The 20,902-nt window shown below is 44.0% G+C and carries 9 protein-coding genes; 2 read left to right on the top strand and 7 right to left on the bottom strand.

From position 1 onward, the window contains the following. Positions 1 to 11: 11 nt before the first annotated feature. The 6 genes from ACFGVS_RS05455 to ACFGVS_RS05480 all read right to left on the bottom strand — a co-directional run bounded on the left by ACFGVS_RS05455 (position 12) and on the right by ACFGVS_RS05480 (position 11,343). Positions 12 to 1,055, bottom strand: a complete 1,044-nt coding sequence (locus tag ACFGVS_RS05455; protein ID WP_439697791.1) for a family 43 glycosylhydrolase — start codon at positions 1,053 to 1,055, stop codon at positions 12 to 14. Positions 1,056 to 1,067: 12 nt separating this feature from the next. Continuing rightward, positions 1,068 to 3,131 (bottom strand): beta-L-arabinofuranosidase domain-containing protein, encoded by a 2,064-nt coding sequence (locus ACFGVS_RS05460; protein ID WP_439697792.1) that lies wholly within the window; start codon positions 3,129 to 3,131, stop codon positions 1,068 to 1,070. A 315-nt stretch (positions 3,132 to 3,446) separates the two neighbouring features. Then, the gene (locus ACFGVS_RS05465) at positions 3,447 to 5,288 is read right to left on the bottom strand and encodes a glycoside hydrolase family 2 protein (RefSeq protein ID WP_439697793.1); all 1,842 of its coding nucleotides are present in this window, start codon (positions 5,286 to 5,288) and stop codon (positions 3,447 to 3,449) included. 217 nt (positions 5,289 to 5,505) lie between these two features. Next, on the bottom strand, positions 5,506 to 6,204 hold the full coding sequence (locus ACFGVS_RS05470; RefSeq protein WP_274213601.1) for a DUF3823 domain-containing protein: 699 nt from the start codon (positions 6,202 to 6,204) through the stop codon (positions 5,506 to 5,508). Between the two features lie 19 nt (positions 6,205 to 6,223). After that, complete coding sequence (locus ACFGVS_RS05475) at positions 6,224 to 8,122, bottom strand: RagB/SusD family nutrient uptake outer membrane protein (protein WP_439697794.1); 1,899 nt, start codon at positions 8,120 to 8,122, stop codon at positions 6,224 to 6,226. Positions 8,123 to 8,145: 23 nt separating this feature from the next. Further along, a complete protein-coding gene (locus tag ACFGVS_RS05480) occupies positions 8,146 to 11,343 on the bottom strand; it encodes a SusC/RagA family TonB-linked outer membrane protein (RefSeq protein ID WP_439697795.1) in 3,198 nt (1,065 codons plus the stop codon). Positions 11,344 to 11,537: 194 nt separating this feature from the next. On the opposite strand from ACFGVS_RS05480, the gene ACFGVS_RS05485 reads away from it, so the two are divergent. Then, complete coding sequence (locus ACFGVS_RS05485; RefSeq protein ID WP_439697796.1) at positions 11,538 to 15,536, top strand: hybrid sensor histidine kinase/response regulator transcription factor; 3,999 nt, start codon at positions 11,538 to 11,540, stop codon at positions 15,534 to 15,536. Positions 15,537 to 15,654: 118 nt separating this feature from the next. On the opposite strand, the gene ACFGVS_RS05490 is transcribed toward ACFGVS_RS05485, so the two are convergent. Beyond that, positions 15,655 to 16,974 (bottom strand): vanadium-dependent haloperoxidase, encoded by a 1,320-nt coding sequence (locus ACFGVS_RS05490; RefSeq protein ID WP_439697797.1) that lies wholly within the window; start codon positions 16,972 to 16,974, stop codon positions 15,655 to 15,657. Positions 16,975 to 17,208: 234 nt separating this feature from the next. Between ACFGVS_RS05490 and ACFGVS_RS05495 the strand changes: the two genes are divergently transcribed. Then, positions 17,209 to 20,772 carry a VCBS repeat-containing protein gene (locus ACFGVS_RS05495; RefSeq protein WP_439697798.1) on the top strand — a complete coding sequence of 1,188 codons (3,564 nt, stop codon included), beginning with the start codon at positions 17,209 to 17,211 and terminating at the stop codon, positions 20,770 to 20,772. The last annotated feature ends 130 nt before the right edge of the window (positions 20,773 to 20,902 follow it).

A 20,902-nucleotide genomic window follows, 5' to 3' on the forward strand; every position in this document is an offset into this window, starting at 1 on the left:
TTCATCATCCGTCAGTTTACAATATCGGCCAGCCAAAAATTAAAAGGTTTATCCCTGTCGCACACCAGCGTATTGCCGTCAAATTTCAATTCGGCAGCGTGTATAGATGTGCGCCTGGTGCTGTATGAGTATGCCCCGTCCTTATCCAATTCGCCGTCATCACCATGTGTTTTACGGCCGGGGTGCGTAAAATAAATGATGTAAGCATGGTCGCCACTCAACACTACATCGGCATGGGCACCGGTTGGCGTATCCTCGTTACGATGACCGGGCTTATCCAGAACCAACCCCTGGTGTTCCCAGGTTTGCGCATCTTTTGAACGGTAAACGCGCTGGCCCTGCCATTCGTCGGTTATCATCCAGTAAAAGTTTTTAAACCAGAATATCTTGGGCCCTTCGTGCGCACGCCCACCTATTGCTGGTTTATCGTCAACCTTCCAATTCACCAGGTCGGTACTTTGGGCTGTCATGGTTATACTGTTCAGCTTTTGATCTTTATACCACATGTGCCATTTTCCGTCGGACAGTTTTATCAGCGTTGGGTCGATGATATTATGATCGGGCAAATGAAGGGGGCCTTCATATTTCCAGTCCCACAGGTTTTTACTGGTGTAATGTACCAGGTGCGAATCGCCGCCCCACTGGCTGTAAACACCTTTGATATAAACTACAAACATATGGTAAACGCCGTTTTGGTAAACAACATCGGGAGCCCAGAAAGTATTCTGGCCTTGTTCGTGTTCCAAATTTAACGCGCCTTTGTATACCCAGCTATGTCCATGATCTTTTGATACGGCTACACCTATGGCTGTGCCATAACAATAGGCCACACCCGGCGCTTGTACATTTGCCCGGCGCTGGGTATACAGCATCGTCCACTCCTTTTCGGCACGGTTAAAAACCAATACCGGGTCCGCAGCACCATCATAAATGGGGTCGCGATACAGTGGCGATGGTGGTTGCATTGTGATAGCCCCGTCCTTAGGTTGAGCCACAATCGTTAAACACATCGTTACCGACGCGGTGAATGCTGTTATAAATTTAAAGCCTTTCATTAGCTGGTATACTTACTCTGCTACCGGGAACGACGAAATTCTTAACCTTGCCCCGCCCATGGGCACCAATGTTAAATTAACTGTTGGCTGGCTGGTTTTAACCGGGCTTTGAGGCAGCACACCACAAAGGCCATACTGATCAATTGCCCAGCCGGGAATTTGTTTACCTTTTGTTTTTAACTCAATGGGGGCGTTAGCATTTGTAAACGGATTATTGTCCTTTGGCCATGCACGATGAATAATTTCAATTGATTTCTCAGGATGTTCCTGGTCAATTACCAAACCATAATTCCAATCAGATGCGGCGTGAATTTCAAACGATGGCCATTTTTGCGGATCGGCCGTAGGCTGCCAGTGCGAATCGCCCTGGGTTGTGGTACGGCTATCCTCCTTGGTGTATTGTTCATCAATTTTGAGCGAATAAGTTAGCGGACCGTAATTTACGCTCACGCTATTCTTATTTTGCTCCCACTGGCGTACTTTTAGTTGCATAGGTAGATGCAGGGTTATTTTATCGCCGTTTTTCCAGGTTTTAGCTAATTTGATATAGTCGCCGGTGGTTGAGCTCAATTTTACCGGGATGCCGTTTACCTTTACCGATGCAGCTTTACACCACTCAGGGATGCGCAGGTAAAGCGGAAAAGCAATAGTTTTTGACGCATTTACCGTAAAGCTCACCTCGTCTTCAAAAGGATATTTAGTGGTTTCCACAATATTTACATTTACGCCTTTGCCAACTTTTGCCGATACCTGCCCTTGGGTATACAGCTGTGCTGCTATGCCATTATCGGGGGTAGCCATCCAGCTATTTTCGGCATAGTATACCCAGCCTGCGGCATGGTTATGCTGGCAGCAGCGGCTGCTAAAAGGATTCATCATCAAAAACGGACCTTCATTGGCAATGCCGGGGCTGTGGTTTTTGCCATCGCTAAGCACCATGTTTGGTGCAGTTAAATATCTTAAAGAACGATAATCGGGCATAAAGGCCGCCGAAAACGTGTTGAATGCCACATCCTCGCAATTGGATGCCCAAAAGGTATCGCCAGTTGATCCTAAAAGCATTTGATCTGATGTCATTTGCTCAACCATGCCACAGGTTTCTACGGCCTGGCGTGGGTCATCATAACCTTTGCGGGCATTTTCATCGGCGCCAAACATGCCGCCGGGTGCCTGGCCATATATTTTACGGATAAGGCTAAAATCGTTATAAGTAGCGGCCAGATCCTTTGAATCATGGCTCTGCAGGTAAAAAGTTGCCGGTTCGCGAAAGCATTGGGCTACGTTTACATTATGCCAGTTGGGCAGGTTATTGGCCTGGCGCCAGTTTGCAGTATTTTTATCCAGCTTGGCAGCCAAATCCAGCAGGAATTTATCGCCGGTGCGGTTGTACAACCAATAAACACTCAGCATATTATCGCCGCCACGGCTATTTTCCCAATAATCTTCTAAAAACTGGTCGTCCGGTACCGATAACTCGTACTTGAAATATTTGGTCATGAAGGGGATAACCCGCGGATCTTTAGAGTATTCATAGTACGATTGCAGGCACCAAAGCATAGGCATGTTTGTCCATAGGTCGCGATTACCTTTATTGGTACGGGCCGGGCCAAAATCGCCGTTATCGCGCTGGTTATTTAATACCGCGTCAATCCAGAATTTGGCTTCTTTAATAATCTTTTGATCGCCCAGCATATAGCCAATATTGGCGTAGCCTTTTAGCCAGTAAGGTAATTCTTCCCAACCGTATTCGCCTTTACCTTCTTTATTTAGCCAGGCATTGTTGGTTTTTGATAGCCAAACGCTTATTTCGCCCAGGTTACCGGTAAGGCCATCGCGCTGTAATTCCAACGCTTTTTTTAGCCAGCCACCTGCTTTAATGCTGCCTACCGGCAGTTTGGTAAAATATTCGTGCTGCAACGGCGCCCGGTTATTAATGTAATTGGCGTTCACCTGCTGGTTATTAACCTTTGTTATTACCGATGCCTTTACTGCTTGCGCCGCTGCTGTGTAAACACTGCCGCATATTGCTAAAACAGTCAAGCAGATCACTTTGCCTACTCTATTCATATTATTCATTGTGAAATATATTATTTGCAACTATTTGGCCTTCTTCAGTTCTCTCAAAAGGCTGCTACTCTATGTAAATATCGCTTGAACAATAATAAACGATGTCATTTCGAACGAGGTACGAGGAGAAATCCTATGCGACTTGCTCTGCACATGCTTCGCGGAATGCAGGGCGTATAAGATTTCTCTTTCGCTCCCCACACATTACTACGCTCGCTCTATCGAAATGACAACTTCTTTTTATATTAACTCTAAAAAGAGACTTTGCGACTAAAGTCCTCTCTGTTGAGCGGACTTCAGTCGCCGCTAAATCGTTCCTATCATTTATTTCACCAACGCCGGATCGTAAAGTTTCACGTTTTCTTTGTGTAACAATTCTACAGGCATTTTAATCACTTTACGATCATAAGTCATAAAACCGTTAACCTCTCCTTCTACGTCGGTTGTTTGCGTATATACTGCAGCCGAAAGGCCAAGTTTTATAAGCTCCTGCAATCTATCGGTAAACGTGATATAACGTTTTAGCAGGTCGTCGCCATTTTTAAAGTTCTGATAGCCCCAATTTTTGTTAGCTTGCCAGGTATGCCCGTCAACAGGCCAGCCAAGGCCGCCAAACTCACCCAGTACCACGGCTTTGGTTTTACCAAAAATCTCAGGGCGCGGCATTGCGGGGTGTGGGTAGTTATGTAAATCAACAATATTTCCGGTATCGTAAAAGTTACCACCGCTTGCACTATTCACCAGCCGCGACGGGTCTTTTTTCATTGTCCATTCTGTAATTTCAACCGTTTTAAATTGTCCCCAGGCCTCGTTAAAAGGTGTCCATACCACAATGCAGGGGTAGTTGTATAATGAGTTGATGATGGCGTTCCACTCCTTGCGGTAGTAACCTTCAGATTCGGGCGTACGCTGCTGATCGGTTTGGCCGTCTAACACGCCGGGGCGGTTTTCCCAGTGGTTACCCAAATCGCCGCTTGGCATATCCTGCCAAAGCAGCATGCCTGTTTTATCGCAATAGTTATAATAGAGGGCGGGCTCAACCTTAATGTGCTTACGGATCATGTTAAAACCCATTGCTTTTAATTGGTCAATATCGTAGCTCATGGCCTCGTAAGTTGGCGGGGTGTACAAGCCATCGGGCCACCAGCCCTGGTCAAGCGGGCCGTATTCAAATACAAACTTGTTGTTTAGCAACATACGTTGCACGCCATTAGCATCGGCACCAAGAGAAATTTTGCGCATGGCAAAGTAGCTTTTCACTTCATCAACCGACTTGCCTTTGCGGATAACAGCCACCTGCAAATCGTACAGGAAAGGATCTGTTGTCGACCATAATTTTTCGTCCTTTATATTCAATACAGCGTCAGCGCCTGCATCAACTGTTTTTTCGTCTACTTTGGTTTTACCATCCCACGCAGTTATTTTCAATAGGTCGCCGGGCTGGCCATCGGTTACTTCGGCCGAAACCGTTAGCGTGTGATTATCAATATCGGGGGTTTGTTTGGTGGCTTCGATATGCGTTTTGGCAACGCCTTCCAGCCAAACTGTTTGCCATATACCGGTTACAGGCGTATACCAGATCCCTTCGGGACTTTTAACCTGTTTACCACGTGGTTGCGGGCCGTCATTTGTTGGGTCCCACACGCTCACTTTAATTTCTTGTTTTGCACCGCCTTTTAAATAAGGGGTGATATTGAATGTAAAGGGGTCGAAACCGCCTTCATGCTTACCGGCGCTTACACCGTTTACAAAAACTTCGGTACGCCAGTCAACAGCGCCAAAGTGTAGCAATACATCTTTGCCTTTTAATGTTTTATTAAGTGTGACGGTAGTTTTATACCATAACATGCTATCCTTCCCTACCGTTTTGCCAACGCCCGAAAGGGCAGACTCGACGGCGAAAGGAACCAATATCTTACCTTCATACCTGGCAGGGCCTGCGATACTTTTTTGCACTATGGCGTAATCCCACAATCCATTCAGATTTTGCCAGTTACCCCTTACCAGCTGCGGACGCGGATACTCGGGCAGCGGTGCATTTGGGTCAACCTTGTCGGCCCAGGGTGTTGTTATTTTTGTTTTGATAAGGTGCCAGCTACTTTGCTGCGCATTAGCCGATAAACAGGCCGCAGTAAAAACCGCAAGGCATAAATTTAATTTTCTCATTCGTTATATTAAGAGATAAAAAGCATCAAGTAGTTAGTAGTAAGTATCAGGGCTTTGGCAAATGTATAGCATCACACAATTACTGCTGGTATCAATACTGTTGCATAAGCATAATATTAAAAGTTTCGATACGTCACATTAGGTACCTGATACTAAAAGTTAACGCATTGAAAAAAGGGGCCGCACCGTACAGTACGACCCCGAACCAATTATTAACTTAGAAGGACACTTTCACTAAAGGCGAGAATATCATATCCTCAACTCCGCTTATTTTAATACCAACCCTGGCAAATACATAATTTTGTGTTGGTGACAGCGAAGGGATACCAACACTCATGCTGATGTTACTCAAGCTGGTAATATCCGATCCGTTAAGCTGTGTTGAAGCTACCTGGTCGCCGCCCGATACAAACTGGGTTTTGTTGATATACAGGTTCACCCTGTCAATGCCTTTTGCATTGGCGTCGGTTATTACTTTTTCGATATTAAAAGTAGCCGTAACTGTTTTACTTGCGGCGGTTATTTTGGCATTTCGCACCATGTAATATGGCATTACCTCAATATCCATGGTTTTATTGCCGCTTATAGTCACCGCTATGGTATCGCGCTTGCCGGCAGATAACTCTTTCCACATGAACGGGCCCTGATTTGCAGGAATTGTGAATTTATAGTTACCGTTGAAAAGCAAAGTTGAATAATTGCCTTCCTGGTCAAACGTGCCTACTATTGGCGCTAATTTTCCAAAACCGGACTGATACAAGTTGAAAGGCACCTGGTTATACTCCACATTCACAGGGTCGCCCTTATAGGTTAACCTCCCGTTAAATGTTGCGGATGGCGCAGCATAATTATCTTTTTTACAACCCGTAGCTGTAAGCAAGAGTGCTATGATGATATGATGAAATTTTATTTTCATGATCGTAGTTTAATAAATACTATTGATTTGGTTGTTTAACAATTTTAGGATTAGCCGATAATACATTATCACCAATTTGTGAATAATAATTACCTAACTGGAACCTGTTTGCACCTGTTACAGAACTTGGTTTAACTTCTTTAAACAGCCATTTACCATTATTGGCATTGCCGGGGTTGTAATATTTATATGGCCATAACCCAAATGGTTGTGTGTTGCGTTTAGCCGCCTGGCCAATATTGGTAACCAGGTCGGTAACGGTCATTTGATTACCATCCCATACTACGGTTGCCAATCTCCAGCGTTTCATATCAAACAAGGTATGTCCTTCAAAGGCCAGCTCTACCCTACGCTCGTGTACAATGCGATCAAAATAGTTAGCGGCTGTTAACACCAGTGGTGTATTAAGGCCTGCCCTTGCGCGTACCTGGTTAATATAGGTTGATGCTGTTGTGTAGTCGCCTAACTCGGCAGCAGCTTCGGCACCGTTAAGCAACACCTCGGCATAACGGTAACGAATAAAGTTAACATCGCTACCACGACCACGACGACCGGAACCAATTGTTGGATCAAGATATTTACGAACATAGAAACCGGTTTGCGTTCTGAATTCTAAACCGTTAACAGGCCCATCCTTACCTACTACCTGTACCGGCGTAGTTGTACCCGGAAGCGGCTTAAGTTGTACAGCATCGCCGCTGGTAAGTATGCTGCCATCAGCCAGCTGGTAACCAGCCCAAACATCAGTACGTTTACCTTTAAATAAACCGTTTGGCAATAATACTGTGCCTGCTAACCTTGCATCCCTGCCAGCAAAAGCATCCAGCTGATTATCGTAGTAAATAGGGTTACCAGAGCCGTCTTTAGTTGCGATTGGCGCATAGGTATTATCCAGTTTTTCGTACGCTTCAACCAGGTTTAACGACGGATCTAACCGGCCTGCATCCAAACCTTCGTCAGATATTGAATAAGGCTGATCATTTGTGGTAAAACCATGGGTTTTACCACCGTTGGCCTTAAAGTCCTCAACCCAGATTGATTCTGTACTTGTTTTGTCAAGAAAAATATTAGCGAAGTTATCGCTCAGGTCTGGCAATTGCTTGTATAAGCTGTAATTACCTGCACTGCCGCTGATTATAGCTTTGGCAGCTGCAAGGGCTTTCGTATAATAACCGGTAGCCATACTTGCAGGTATACCCACTTCGCCGCCTGGTAATGAAACCTGTGGCGTAGTAGCGCCATATTTGGCGATAGAAGCTGCATATAATGCTGCCCTTGCTTCCATGGCTAAAATAGCACCAGGGGTTGCCCTTGATTTCTCTTCAACTTTTGCAGGCAACAAACCTTTAATGGCTTCGGCCTCGCTGATGATGAAATCATAAACTTCTGATTCCTTGGCCCGGGCTACCTGTAAAGGTACTACGTTGCCAGAAAAATCGTAGTCAAGCGGTTTGGTAATTAATGGCACACCACCCATGCGTTTTACCAGTTCAAAATAGTACTGGGCACGTAAAAATCTGCCTTCGGCAATGAATTGATTTTTTTGATCGGCGGTTAGTTTGGTTGCCGCTGTTGCACGGTCAATAAACAGGTTTAAATCGCGAACGTATGTATAGTCCCAGGTTCCCCACTCACCGTAACCCCAGCCGGTACGTTGTACAAAGTACGAACTGCCGTTTTCTGATGGGAACGATTCGCTAAAGTCAGCAAACGAAGCCCATCCGTTATCAAGGCCCGAGAAATCAACCACACGATTATATAAATCGCCCAGGATAGATAGCACCAGGTTTGGATCTGAAAATGCCACATCTGCCGTTACTATCTGCTTGGGCGGCACATTCAAAAATTCGCTATCTTTTTTGCATGATCCCGTAATTAATAGGGCCGCAAACGTAGTTATTATAGTTATTTTTTTCATTGAATTTAAACTTAAGGGATTAATTAAAAGGTTAAATTAACACCGAAGTTAAGGACCTTACTTTGAGGGAACTGAAGCCCGTTATCATCCGTTACTTCCGGATCAACCGCATATTGCTTCAGGTTATCAAACGAAAACATGTTGTATGCGTTAACATAAAATCTTGCCTTCCTGATCTTTACCTTTGTTAACAAATTGGTTGGTAACGAGTAACCCAATTCAAGTGTCCTTGCCCTTAGGTATCTTACGCTATGCAACCAAAACGATGAATTGTTTTGCCCGTTAAGCGAGTAGCTGCTATAGCCAAAACCCGGATTAATCCTGTTTGCGGGGTATTTTCCGGGAATCCACTGGCTGTTAATATCAAATGGATCGGCACGGTGGTACCTGTCTTCAAAAATGGTATTTAAGTTACCGTTGTTTTGGAACGCCCACCTCGTTTCCCAGTTCTGGAACCAGGTATAGCCTGCACCGCCCGAGAAATCGGCGTGGAAATCAAAACCTTTGTAAGCTGCACCAAGAGTGAAACCAAAGTTTATATTAGGCTGCGTGCCGTACCCATAACCAATAGGCCTTTCGTCGTACTGGTCAATTTTACCGTCACCGTTTTGATCCTTATACATTAAATCGCCCGGTAACAGGCTACGGTTGCCTTTTCCATCGTTGTTGATTTTGTAGTTGTTAATCTGGTCAATTGATGTAAACTGGCCGATAACCTGGTAGCCCCAGTCGATGTGCGAATACCTGTTTTCGGTTGAGTTACGGTATTGGTCCCACGAGTTATAAAACAACGGGTTGTACGAGGTAAGATTTTTTTGACGGCTGTATGAAAAATTACCGCCAACATTAAATGTCGCTTTACCAATGGTTCCGTTATAGTTAAGGGAAATTTCCGCTCCCTGTTGCGAATCGCTGCTGGTGTTTTCCTGCGGTAACCCGTAACCAACTTCAATTGGCAAAATCACATCATTTTTGGTACCCAGTAAACCGGTACGTTTTCTGTAAAAATAATCTACAGTACCGGTAAGGGAGCTGTTCAGGAAGCTAAAGTCGGCACCAACGTCGGTTATCTTGCTTTTTAACCATGAAATATTGGTTGTTACTATACCCTTATCCCTTGATGTAACCACCGCATTGCCATCTATAATAGCAGTACCCGAATTGTAGTTGTAACCAGGTAAATATGAGTAAGGCGAAATCAGGTTCCTATCGTCCCCTAACACACCGTATGATCCCCTGATTTTCAAATCATTCAGCACACTGTGATCGCCAAGCAAGCTTTTCATAAAGCCTTCCTGGGTAATCCTCCATCCAACAGATACACCCGGGAAATACCCCACACGTTTATCAGGCGCAAAAAGGTACGATGCGTCACGTCTTGCAGATGCTTCTAAATAATATTTATTGTCGTAGTTATAGTTGATACGACCGATATAACCGATACGAGCTTCTTTATCATCACTATCCTGGTAAGTATCGGCAGTTGGGAAATAAATAAGCGGTAGGTTATTTGAAACCGGCGATGCGTGGATCCAGTTGCGCAAGTGCTGAAGTTCGATACGCTCAGATACAAACGTAGCGCCCACGGTATGCTTGCCGAAGGTATTGTTATAGTTTATTTGCCATTGGTAGGTTTTTGCAAACTCCTTACGTTGTTCACGCTCTCTCCATGGGTTGGTACTGCCGCCTGTTACATCGTAAGTGTCGGTAGCTGGCCTGTAGGTGTAAGCATTATAGGTATACTCCTGGTTGTTCAGCAAATAATCGGCTATGTAGTATGAATACAAACCTTTAACTGTTAAACCCTTAATGCCGGGAATTTGATATTCGGCACCAAAGTTGGTTTGCAATACGCGCCAGTCGCTGTGGTATAAACCCGAAAGTTTGTCGTTCAGGAACGCGTAATTTGATTCGGTATGGCCTATATCGTTCAAATAAGCAGGGTTATCGTTAGCGTAAGGGCGTTCCAAAGGTGTATTCCTTAATACCGCAAACCTTGCCAGGAAGTAATCATCGCCACCAGGTACACCCGGGTTTTCGCGGGTTTCTATACGGCCATTGATATTCAGGCTAACTTTTAAACCAGCCGCAACTTTAACCGAAACATTTGATTGGATATTTGAGCGGTTAAACTTATACTCTTTGCCTAATTGTGAATTTTGGAATAAGTTGGTTGCTGAAACGTAGTAATTAACCCTATCGGTGCCACCGGTAAAGTTGGCGTTAACAGAGTTTTGAGGCGCATTGTTATTCGCTTTCAAAACATAATCGCGCCAGTTAAAGCTTTGGTAGCCTTTTTCGGTACCTGCTTTGTATTTGTCAAGTTCGGCTTGTGTAATGCTGGTTGAGCCGTTGGTGTTCACCTCAGCATCTGCACGATAACGCATGTAATCGTACGAGTTGGTTAATACATTCGGGAACCTGTACCAGTTTTGGTAACCGGTATAGGCATCAATATTAATGCGCGCATCGCCGCTACCTTTTTTAGTGGTTACCACCACAACACCGTTTGCCGCGCGTACACCATAAATAGCTGCCGAGCCGTCTTTCAATACGGTAATGCTTTCCACATCGTTTGGTGCAAGGTTGTTAAATTGGCCTTCATCCTGCTGGATGCCGTCAATTACATACAACGGCGACCCCATGTTACGGATCTGGATGCTGGCGCTTGCTCCAGGCCTGCCTTCAGACATTCTGAAAGTTACACCTGGAATTTTACCTGCCAAACCCGTACTCACCGTTGAACCGGCATGCACGCGATCAAGATCTTTACTGGTTACGCTGGAAATAGCGCCCGTAATGGATTCCTTTTTTTGTGAACCATAACCTGTTACTACAACTTCTTGCAGTGATGAGTTAGTTGCTTTTAGCCGCACTCTGATACTTGTTTGCCCGTTTAGCGGAAATTCCATTGTGGCAAAGCCAATATAGCTTAATACCAACACGCTGTTGGCAGTAGGTACAGTTAAGCTAAACTGTCCCTTTACATCAGTTGTTGATCCACCCTGCGAGCCTTTAATACGTACGGCAACGCCTGTTAGCGCTTCGCCCGTGGTATCAGTTACCGTTCCTGTCACCTTCACCTGTGCAGATGCACCAAGCGAAAAAAGCAGGCAGCTCATGATAGAGAATACAACTAATGTTACTTTTTGGCCCCATTTACTGGGCGGCCATTGCACGCGGGAGGGCCCCCCATGCCTGAGTAGTAAAAATTTTCTCATAAATTGATTTGTTATTGGTTAATTGTTGATTTTAAAAATGTAATGTTGACATATCTAAAATCACGATGTAAAGAAAAAGGATTTACGGGCCTCCTTATTAACCAAATCATCTCAATAATTAGTCAAAAAGTATCAATTTTTATTCAGACGAAAACCCTTGTTCAGAATGGCTATATTTGTTCAAGAGATCGATTTTGAAACCTGCATATTTATTTTTTTTACTATTTATACTATCCTTCAGTATCTGTAATGCACAGCCTTATTACTTCAGGCATTACCAGGTTGAGCAGGGATTATCAAATAATACGGTTTACTGCAGTTTGCAGGATAAACAGGGATTTTTATGGTTTGGCACCCGCGATGGTTTAAACCGTTTTGATGGTTACACATTCCGGGTTTTCGGGCATAATCCTAAAAATCCACGCAGCATTTGCAGCAACATGGTACATGCCCTCAGGCTTGACAACAACGGCAATTTATGGGTAGGCACCGATGAGGGGATTGATAAATTTGATAGCAAAACAGAAAGTTTTATCCGCGTAAATCCATCAAATACCAATGGTGTCAGAGCTATCGAATTTGACCATTATAATAATTGCTGGTACATCGCAGGATCGTCCCTGATCAGGTATAATACGCAAACCGGCAAAACAACCGACTTTGGTAAACTGCAAAATTTTGAAGCCTCGGGTATAGTTCAAAATAACGGCTATATGTGGGTATCATCCAATAGCGGCACTATTGAACGGCTGGACACCGTTCGCAATACCTTTAAAAGCTACAGCATAGTTAACCACTCCAATTGGGCTCCCTCTTACTTCACTGAAAAAATTTTTAACGCAGGCAACAATAAAATATTTATAGGTACCACCAGTCAGGGTTTTAAAATATTTGACTGCGTTACCGGAACTTATTCCGATGTACTGACAAATAATAAAAACAAAACCGGCATTTATGTAAGGGATTTTGCAAAATATGCCGATAACCAGTTTTGGCTGGCTACCGAATCGGGAATATTTATTTACGATGTGCTTAACAACTCTTTTACCAATTTAAGGAAAAAGTATAACGACCCGTACAGTATATCGGATAATGCCGTGTACACCCTATGCCGGGATGTGGAGGGAGGCATTTGGGCAGGCACCTATTTTGGCGGGATAAATTATTATCCAAAACAATATTCAACTTTCAACAAATATTACCCCGGCGATGAAAAAAACTCGCTTAAAGGAAACGTAGTACGCGAAATTTGCAAAGATGATTACGGTAATCTTTGGATGGGAACCGAAGATTACGGCCTGAATAAGTTAAGCGCCGATAAACGCACCTGGACGCACTACCTACCGGGCGGCAAAACCGACATAACCAACACCAACATCCACGGCCTGGTAGCCGATGGCAAAAATTTGCTTATAGGCACCTTTGAGCGCGGGGTTGATGCTATGGATATTCCCAGCGGTAAGGTGGTAAAAGTTTACCTGGTTGGTAAACACAGCAGCCTCAAAAGCAACTTCATAATTTGTTTTCGTAAAACAAGGAAGGGTACCATATACGTGGGGGCTACCAGGGGGCTTTATATTTATAACCGTAAAAAGGCCGATTTTACATTAATTGATAAAATACCGGGAGGCGATTTTGTTTATGATATTATTGAAGACCATTCGGGCAAACTTTGGATAGGTACTGTAAGGGATGGTATTTATACTTATGACCCCGGCACCAATACCAGTATTCACATCCGCGATGCATACCCTGTTAAAAAAGCTATTAACGGATCAACAGTTAACGGCGTTTTTGAGGATAGCAACCATATTTTATGGTTTGCCACAGATGGTCTTGGTTTATGGAGATATGATCCGGAGAAAAAAAACTTTAAGTTTTATGATCTTGATAACGGTTTACCAAGCAACTATGTATTCAGGATGCTGGAAGACAATCATAAAAACTTATGGATCAGCACCTCCCGCGGCCTGGTAAGCTTTAACATTATTACCAACAGCATTAAGGTTTATACCAGGGCTAACGGTTTATTAAGCGATCAGTTTAACTACAATTCGGCATTTAAAGATACTGATGGCACCATGTATTTTGGCTGCGTTAAAGGGATGATAAGCTTTAATCCGTCGGCTTTTGCCTTAAACAACTATGTTGCCCCGGTATTTATAACCGGTTTCCAGGTACACAACCAGGAGATAGTGGTAAATGGGGCCGATTCATTACTCCGGCAATCCATCATCTACACAAAAAAAATTAATTTAAATTATAACCAATCGTCATTTAGCATTGATTTTGCCGCCTTAAGCTACCCGTCGCCCGAGATGACCCAGTATAAATACACCATGAAAGGGCTGGACAAAGGTTGGACAGATTTAAAACGAAACCGCAAAGTATACTTTACACAGCTGCGGCCCGGCCATTATACCTTTATAATAAAAGCTGCAAACAATAACGGCGTTTGGAGCACTAAAGAAACAGCCCTTGAAATAAACATTGCGCCGCCTTTTTGGGCAAGTTCCTGGGCCTATGCACTGTATACTGTGCTGGTTATTTTAACTGGCTATTACCTGTTAAGGCAGTACCACAACCGCAACAAACAGCGCAATAGACGATTGATAGAGATACTGGAGAGCGACAAGGAAAAACAGATATATAATGCCAAAATTGAGTTTTTTACCAATGTAGCACATGAAATACGTACTCCGCTAACCCTTATAAAAGGGCCAATGGAAAAGGTGATCAAAAGATCTGAGCACGTACCCGAGATTCAGAATAACCTGAAGATCATGGAGAAAAACACCAACAGGCTACTCGATCTGACAAACCAGTTGCTTGATTTCAGGAAAACAGAAACCAATGGCTTTAGCCTGAGTTTTGTAAAAACAAACATAGCCGATTTGCTGGCCGATATATTTTTAAGGTTTAAGCCCCTAACCGAGCAAAAAGGGCAACGTTACACCCTAATATGTGTAGATAAAACCTTGTATGCCTATGTTGATATTGAAGCATTTACCAAAATAATAAGTAACCTGATCAATAACGCCATTAAATATGGCGAAAACGCTATAGAGGTGGAACTGCTGAAGCCCGAACCCGGCGATAATACATTTACCATTGAAATAAGAAACAACGGTTACATTGTGCCTTACGAAATGCGTGAAAAGATTTTTGAGCCCTTCTTCAGGATGAAGGAATCAGAAAAACAAATTGGCACAGGGATAGGCCTCTCCCTGTCGCGTTCCCTTGCCGAATTGCACAAAGGATTATTAGTGTTGAATAAATCTATTAACGATTTCAATATTTTTAACTTAACCTTGCCTATTCACCAGGAGAAGGAATTTGACCTGCACAACACTCCCGACGATTATGAACTAACCGATTCTATTAAAGAAGAAAATTTTGATTTTATGAAACCGATTATACTTTTGGTGGATGACAATCCCGAGATACTTGATTTTATTTCGGACGACCTGAGCGATAAATATGCTGTAATAAAAGCATTAAACGGCCAGGAAGCGCTGGATATGATAGAAATTGAAAACATCCAGCTTATTATCAGCGATGTAATGATGCCGGGAATTGATGGCTTTGAGTTATGCAAGCGCATTAAAACCACATTTGATTACAGCCATATCCCTATTATATTACTCACGGCTAAAAACACCCTGCAAAGCAAAATAGAAGGCCTGGAAGTAGGTGCAGATGCCTATATCGAAAAACCGTTTTCGCCCGAGCATTTACAGGTGCAAATAGCCAATCTGCTTATCAACCGCAATAAAATCAAAGACCATTTTGCAAGTTCGCCGCTGGCAAATATTAAAACTATGGCCTACTCCAAACCGGACGAAAGCTTTTTGGATAAGCTTAACGCGGTAATTAATAATAATATTCAAAATCCCGACCTTGATGTAGAGCATATTGCCAGCCTGATGAATATGAGTAAGCCTACGTTGTACCGTAAAATTAAGGCTATATCAAACCTAACCATTAACGAACTGATTAATATAACCCGCCTTAAGGCAGCTGCAAAACTGCTTGAAGATGGCGATTATAAGATTTATGAAGTTGCTAATATGGTAGGTTACAGCTCACAATCGCACCTGGGCCGTAACTTTTTGAAACAATTTGGCACCACCCCTACCGAGTATCAACAAAATAAAAAGAATCAGAAGGTTAAGACAGTATCAAGTAGTTAGTATCAAGTATCAAGATTTTTGACTTGCAGCTTTACCACTGTATTTGCGGCTACGTTGATACTTGCCATTTGTACTAAAAAAGGCAGCTGTCTTGATACTTGATACTAAGTACTTGATACTACTCATGTGTCTTTAGCTTGTTGATCGCGAAGTTTCCTATACGCCTTCCTTCGTCAACGCCATTTACAATGGATGGCATATAATGAATACCGCCGTAAAACCGGCTGATAGCTGCCTCATCGGCGGCCGCTTTAAATGATTCGAACTTCCGGGCGGGGATACTAAACTCTACCTCGGTGGAATCTGTAAAAGCAAGATTATCGCCAAACAGCTTGCCGAGCACCACTGCCGATGCATTTGAAACTACGCTATGCCCGCTCGTGTATTCGGGGAATGGTGGGGTTTGCAGCAAAGGCATCCAGTTTTGATCAATGTATTGGTTAATATAGGTTTCGGGGCGAATAACTTTGCTTTTGTATTTTTCGTCCCAGCAATTAATAAAGCTATCGGCAATTACAACAGCCAGGCAGGCATAAGTCTCAGCCGAACGGACGTAGTCGGCTTTAGCCTGGCGGCAAACCAACCCGGCAATGTTTATCCAATGGCCCCCGGGCGATATTTTTTTGGTAGCAAACATGGTATGCCCATTGGTATTAACCTTAAACGGGTTATCGTCCCAATATGTGGCTATAGTGCTTTGCTCCGGTGTTAAATGCTGGCCGGCCTCCCTTACAGCAACAGCCAGTTTATAGAAATAACTGGTGGGTTCCTTCGAAAAATCCACCGCTTTTGCAGGCTTAAACTGTTGTGCCGAATCCAGTAAAAATGGACGTATTTCGTTCCAGTGCGGCTCCACCCCTTTCATATAGGCCGGTGGTGTCGGCTTCCAGGTGGCATCGTCTGTTTGCACATCGTATTTTGATAACGAACGGGTATGCTTATAATTATCCTTGCCCGCCCATTTAATAATCCGGTCGGCAATCAACTTTCCATAAGCTATCGAGTTTTGGTATACTTCATCGGGCATGCCGGTATTTTTAAATTCATCCATCAACCCGCTGTGGAAAGCCTCTATCCGGCCTTCAGACATGACCAGTATTTTCCCAACCGTTAAAATGGCATGCGCGGCAGCTAAATTGTAGCAATATGTTTTGCCGGCTTCCGGTTCGGGGATTGAATCCAAGCCTTTTACCTGGCCCGCAAGCGACACATATTTCGGTTTGCCGTTACGTGCGGCCTCGTACCCTGCAACGGTGATATAAGCGTAAATGCGGCTTGCCACCGGTGGCGAATAAATATCATGCAGCATTACCTCGATAACCTCGCGTACCGATCGATGGATGTAATTGGGGTTTTCGGCTGATTTTTTCCACCCGCTATTTTTACTACAGCCAAATAACAAGGTAACGGCAAAAACAGTAAAGTAAAGTTTATTCATACATGGGTTTTGATAAAATTAATAAAGGTTAATTGGCCCGGATAGGCTATCCATCAAAGCTAACAGGAAATCCATAAACATATATTGAGCGATACAATTTGACGAAATATTGAGATGATTTGCAGAATCTGTTATATCAAAATCCATTTTCTTTACGTACGCTTACTGTATAGCGTTCAATAAGTTAAAGCTTAACCAAAGCATAAACCATTATTAAATTTTTACTGTAATTACATGATAAAACCTTTACTCCTTAAGTTTAAACCCGCGCTTATACTATTGTTTTTTTTGGCAGCCGGCTGCTCGCGCAAACAGGACGGCCCTACCCTTTTTAAACTATTAGACGCATCACAAACCGGCATCGATTTTAGAAACACACTGAGCCCAAGCGATAGTATCAACATTCTTAACCATCCTTACTTGTACAACGGTGCCGGCGTGGGCATAGGCGATTTTAATAACGATGGCCTGCCCGATGTTTATTTTGCAGGCAACATGGTAGCCAACAAGCTATTCCTCAACAAAGGCGACTTGAAATTTACCGATATAACCAATACTGCCGGTGTTGATGGCGAAGGCAAATGGAGCGCGGGCGTATCCGTTGTGGATATTAATAACGATGGCAAAATGGACATTTACGTTTGCGCGTCGTTTAAATCAAATCCCGAACAGCGCCGTAACATGCTGTACATTAACCAGGGCAATAATAAAGATGGTATACCCACTTTTAAAGACGAAGCAAAGGCCTACCGACTGGACGATGATGGCTACAGCACGCAAGCCATATTTTTTGATTACGACCATGATGGCGACCTGGATATGTACCTGCTGACAAACTTTTTAGGCAAAACCACCCCTGTAGCTTATCGTCCTAAACTGACCGATGGCAGCGCCGAAAATAACGACCGCCTTTACCACAACAACGGTAACGGCACATTTAGCAATGTTACTAAAGAGGCAGGCATTTTAATTGAGGGCTTTGGCAACTCGGTATCGGTAACAGATATTAACAACGATGGATGGCCTGATATTTATGTAGGCAATGACTTTATATCAAACGATGTGCTATACATCAACAATAAAAACGGGACGTTTGCCAATCGCGCGGGCGACTATTTTAAACATACCGGCTGGTCGGTAATGGGCTCGGATATGGTAGATATCAACAACGACGGCCTGCCCGACCTGGTATCGTTAGAGATGCTGCCCGAAGAAAATGTGCGCAAAAAAACCATGCTGATGGGCGATAACTACATTACATACATCAACAACAAAAAGTTTAATTACGAGCATCAATATATCCGTAACGTGTTGCAGTTAAACCAGGGACAAACGCCACTGGGGCACATCCAGTTTAGCGATATAGCCTACATGGCCGGCATTTACCAAACCGATTGGAGCTGGACGCCGTTGGTGGCCGATTTTGATAACGATGGCTACCGCGATATGGTAATTACCAACGGTTACCCGCGCGATGTAACCGACCTGGACCATGCCTTATACAGTAACGACCAGGGCCGCACTGTAAAGGAAAACCGCACGTTGGCCGCAGCCGACTCGTTCCCGGTTGTTAAAACGGCCAGCTATGCTTTTAAAAACCAGGGCGGCTATATGTTTGCCGACCAGTCGAAAAACTGGGGTATTGTTAAACCAACTTTTTCAACCGGCGGCGTTTATGCCGACCTTGATAACGATGGCGACCTTGACCTGGTAATCAACAATATTGATGACGATGCCTTCATTTACGAAAACACACTAAACAGCAAAACACAGGTAGATAAAACGCACCATTATCTCACCGTTAAGCTAACGGGAGATAGTAAAAACCTTGGCGGCATTGGTGCAACCATGCGTATTTACTACCAGGGCAAACAGCAATTTTATGACCAGCAACCCTGCCGCGGCTATATGAGCACCGATGATGCCAAAGCACATTTCGGTATCGGCACTGCTAATGAAATTGATTCGTTGCGCATCCGCTGGGCAGATGGCAAAACCGAATTGGTAAAAAACATCAAGGCAAATCAAACTATCACCCTGCAATACAAAAACGGTTCAGGCAGTTACAGCCCCCAGCTTCATTTGGAGAGTGCACCGGTATTCCAATCAGCAGCAAACCAATTGGGTATCAAATATGTGCACCAGGAAAAAGATGCCATTGATTATAACATCCAACCAACCCTACCGCATAAACTAAGCCAGTATGGGCCATCTATAGCTGTAGGTGATGTAGATAACAACGGCTACGACGATTTTTATGTTGGCGGGGCTGCAGGCAATAAAGGCGTGTTTTTTATGCAGGGTGCCGACGGTAAGTTTACCATGGACAATAATCGTTTTTTAAACGATAGTTTCAAGGAGGAAGAAGATATGGGCGCGCTGTTGTTTGATGCCAATGGCGACGGTTTCCTTGATTTATATGTGGTTAGCGGCAGCTACGAGTTCCCGAAAGACCATACTACCGCGCAGGACCGGCTATATATCAATAATGGTAAGGGGCAGTTTACCAAAAGCTTTGGTACTGTGCCGGTTGAGTATGATAATGGCTCCTGTGTACGCGCGGCCGATTTTGACCGCGATGGCGACCTTGACCTGTTTGTAGGTGGGCGGTCTGTTTCGGGTGCTTACCCATCATCGCCGGTGAGCCATATTTTCAGAAACGATGGCGGCAAATTTACCGACGTAACCGCACAGCTTTGTCCTGAACTGGCACGCGGCGGGATGATTACCGATGCGCTATGGTCTGATTTTGATAACGACGGGCAGGTTGACCTTGTTGTTGTGGGCGAATGGATGCCGGTAACCTTTTACAAAAATACCGGTAACGGTTTTACCAAAATAAAAACGGGAATTGACAACCACGTTGGCTGGTGGAACAGCATTGTTGCCGGTGATGTTAATAACGATGGCCAGGTGGATTATGTTGCAGGCAACCTGGGACAAAACTCAAATTACAAAGCAACTTTTGAACAACCAATGACCATTATGGGTAAAGACCTTGATGGCAACGGATCATTTGATGCCATGATATTTTGCTACATGAAGGCCGAGGATGGATTGCAAAAGCCCTTCCCGATGCACACACGCGACGATTTGATAAGCCAGCTGATATCTATCCGCAAAAAATACCCAAGCTACAGGGGCTTCGGCAAAGCTACTATGGACGATTTATGGAGCGAAAAAGACAAAGAAAACGCGGTGATTATGAAAGCCTCTGATATGAACACCAGCTTTATTACCAATAAAGGAAACTGCAAGTTTACAATAAGCCCCATGCCATTAGCCACACAAATGGCACCCGTATACGGTATAGTTGCAAAAGATATTGACCAGGACGGCAACCTGGATCTGGTGATGGCAGGTAACGATTTTGGAATGGAGCCTTTTACCGGGCGGCATGATGCCTTTATGGGCCTATACTTGAAGGGGAATGGCAAAGGCGGATTCGCTCCCCTATCTGTAGCTAAAAGCGGCCTGTTTATTAACGGCGATGCCAAGGGATTGGCCACCGTGCAGTCGGCTAAAGGAGGTGATGTTTTAGTTGCCACACAAAACCAGGATAGCCTTAAGATTTACAGGCAAACCGGCATAGGCATTCAACCTAAAAAGTACATCAAACTAAAAGCCGATGATTTTTATGCAGATATCATCTATAAAAACGGCGACAAAAAAAGGGTGGAGTTTTACTATGGCTCAACCTACCTGTCACAGTCATCGCGTAATTTGCAGGTCGGCGCCGATGTGGCGAAGATTACCATAACCAGTTATAGCGGTAAAAAAAGGATGATGAATGACTAAGGTAATTTAAAACAGCCAACCTATTAATATCGGCGAGCGAGCCTAATCAAAACGGCGTGCGAACCCGATTATACAAAACGTTTGAAGTAATCAAGTCAACCAAGCGGATAACGGGCGCAAAATTTGCCGG

Source organism: Mucilaginibacter sediminis (assembly GCF_051903035.1).
In the GTDB taxonomy this organism is placed as follows: Bacteria; Bacteroidota; Bacteroidia; order Sphingobacteriales; family Sphingobacteriaceae; genus Mucilaginibacter.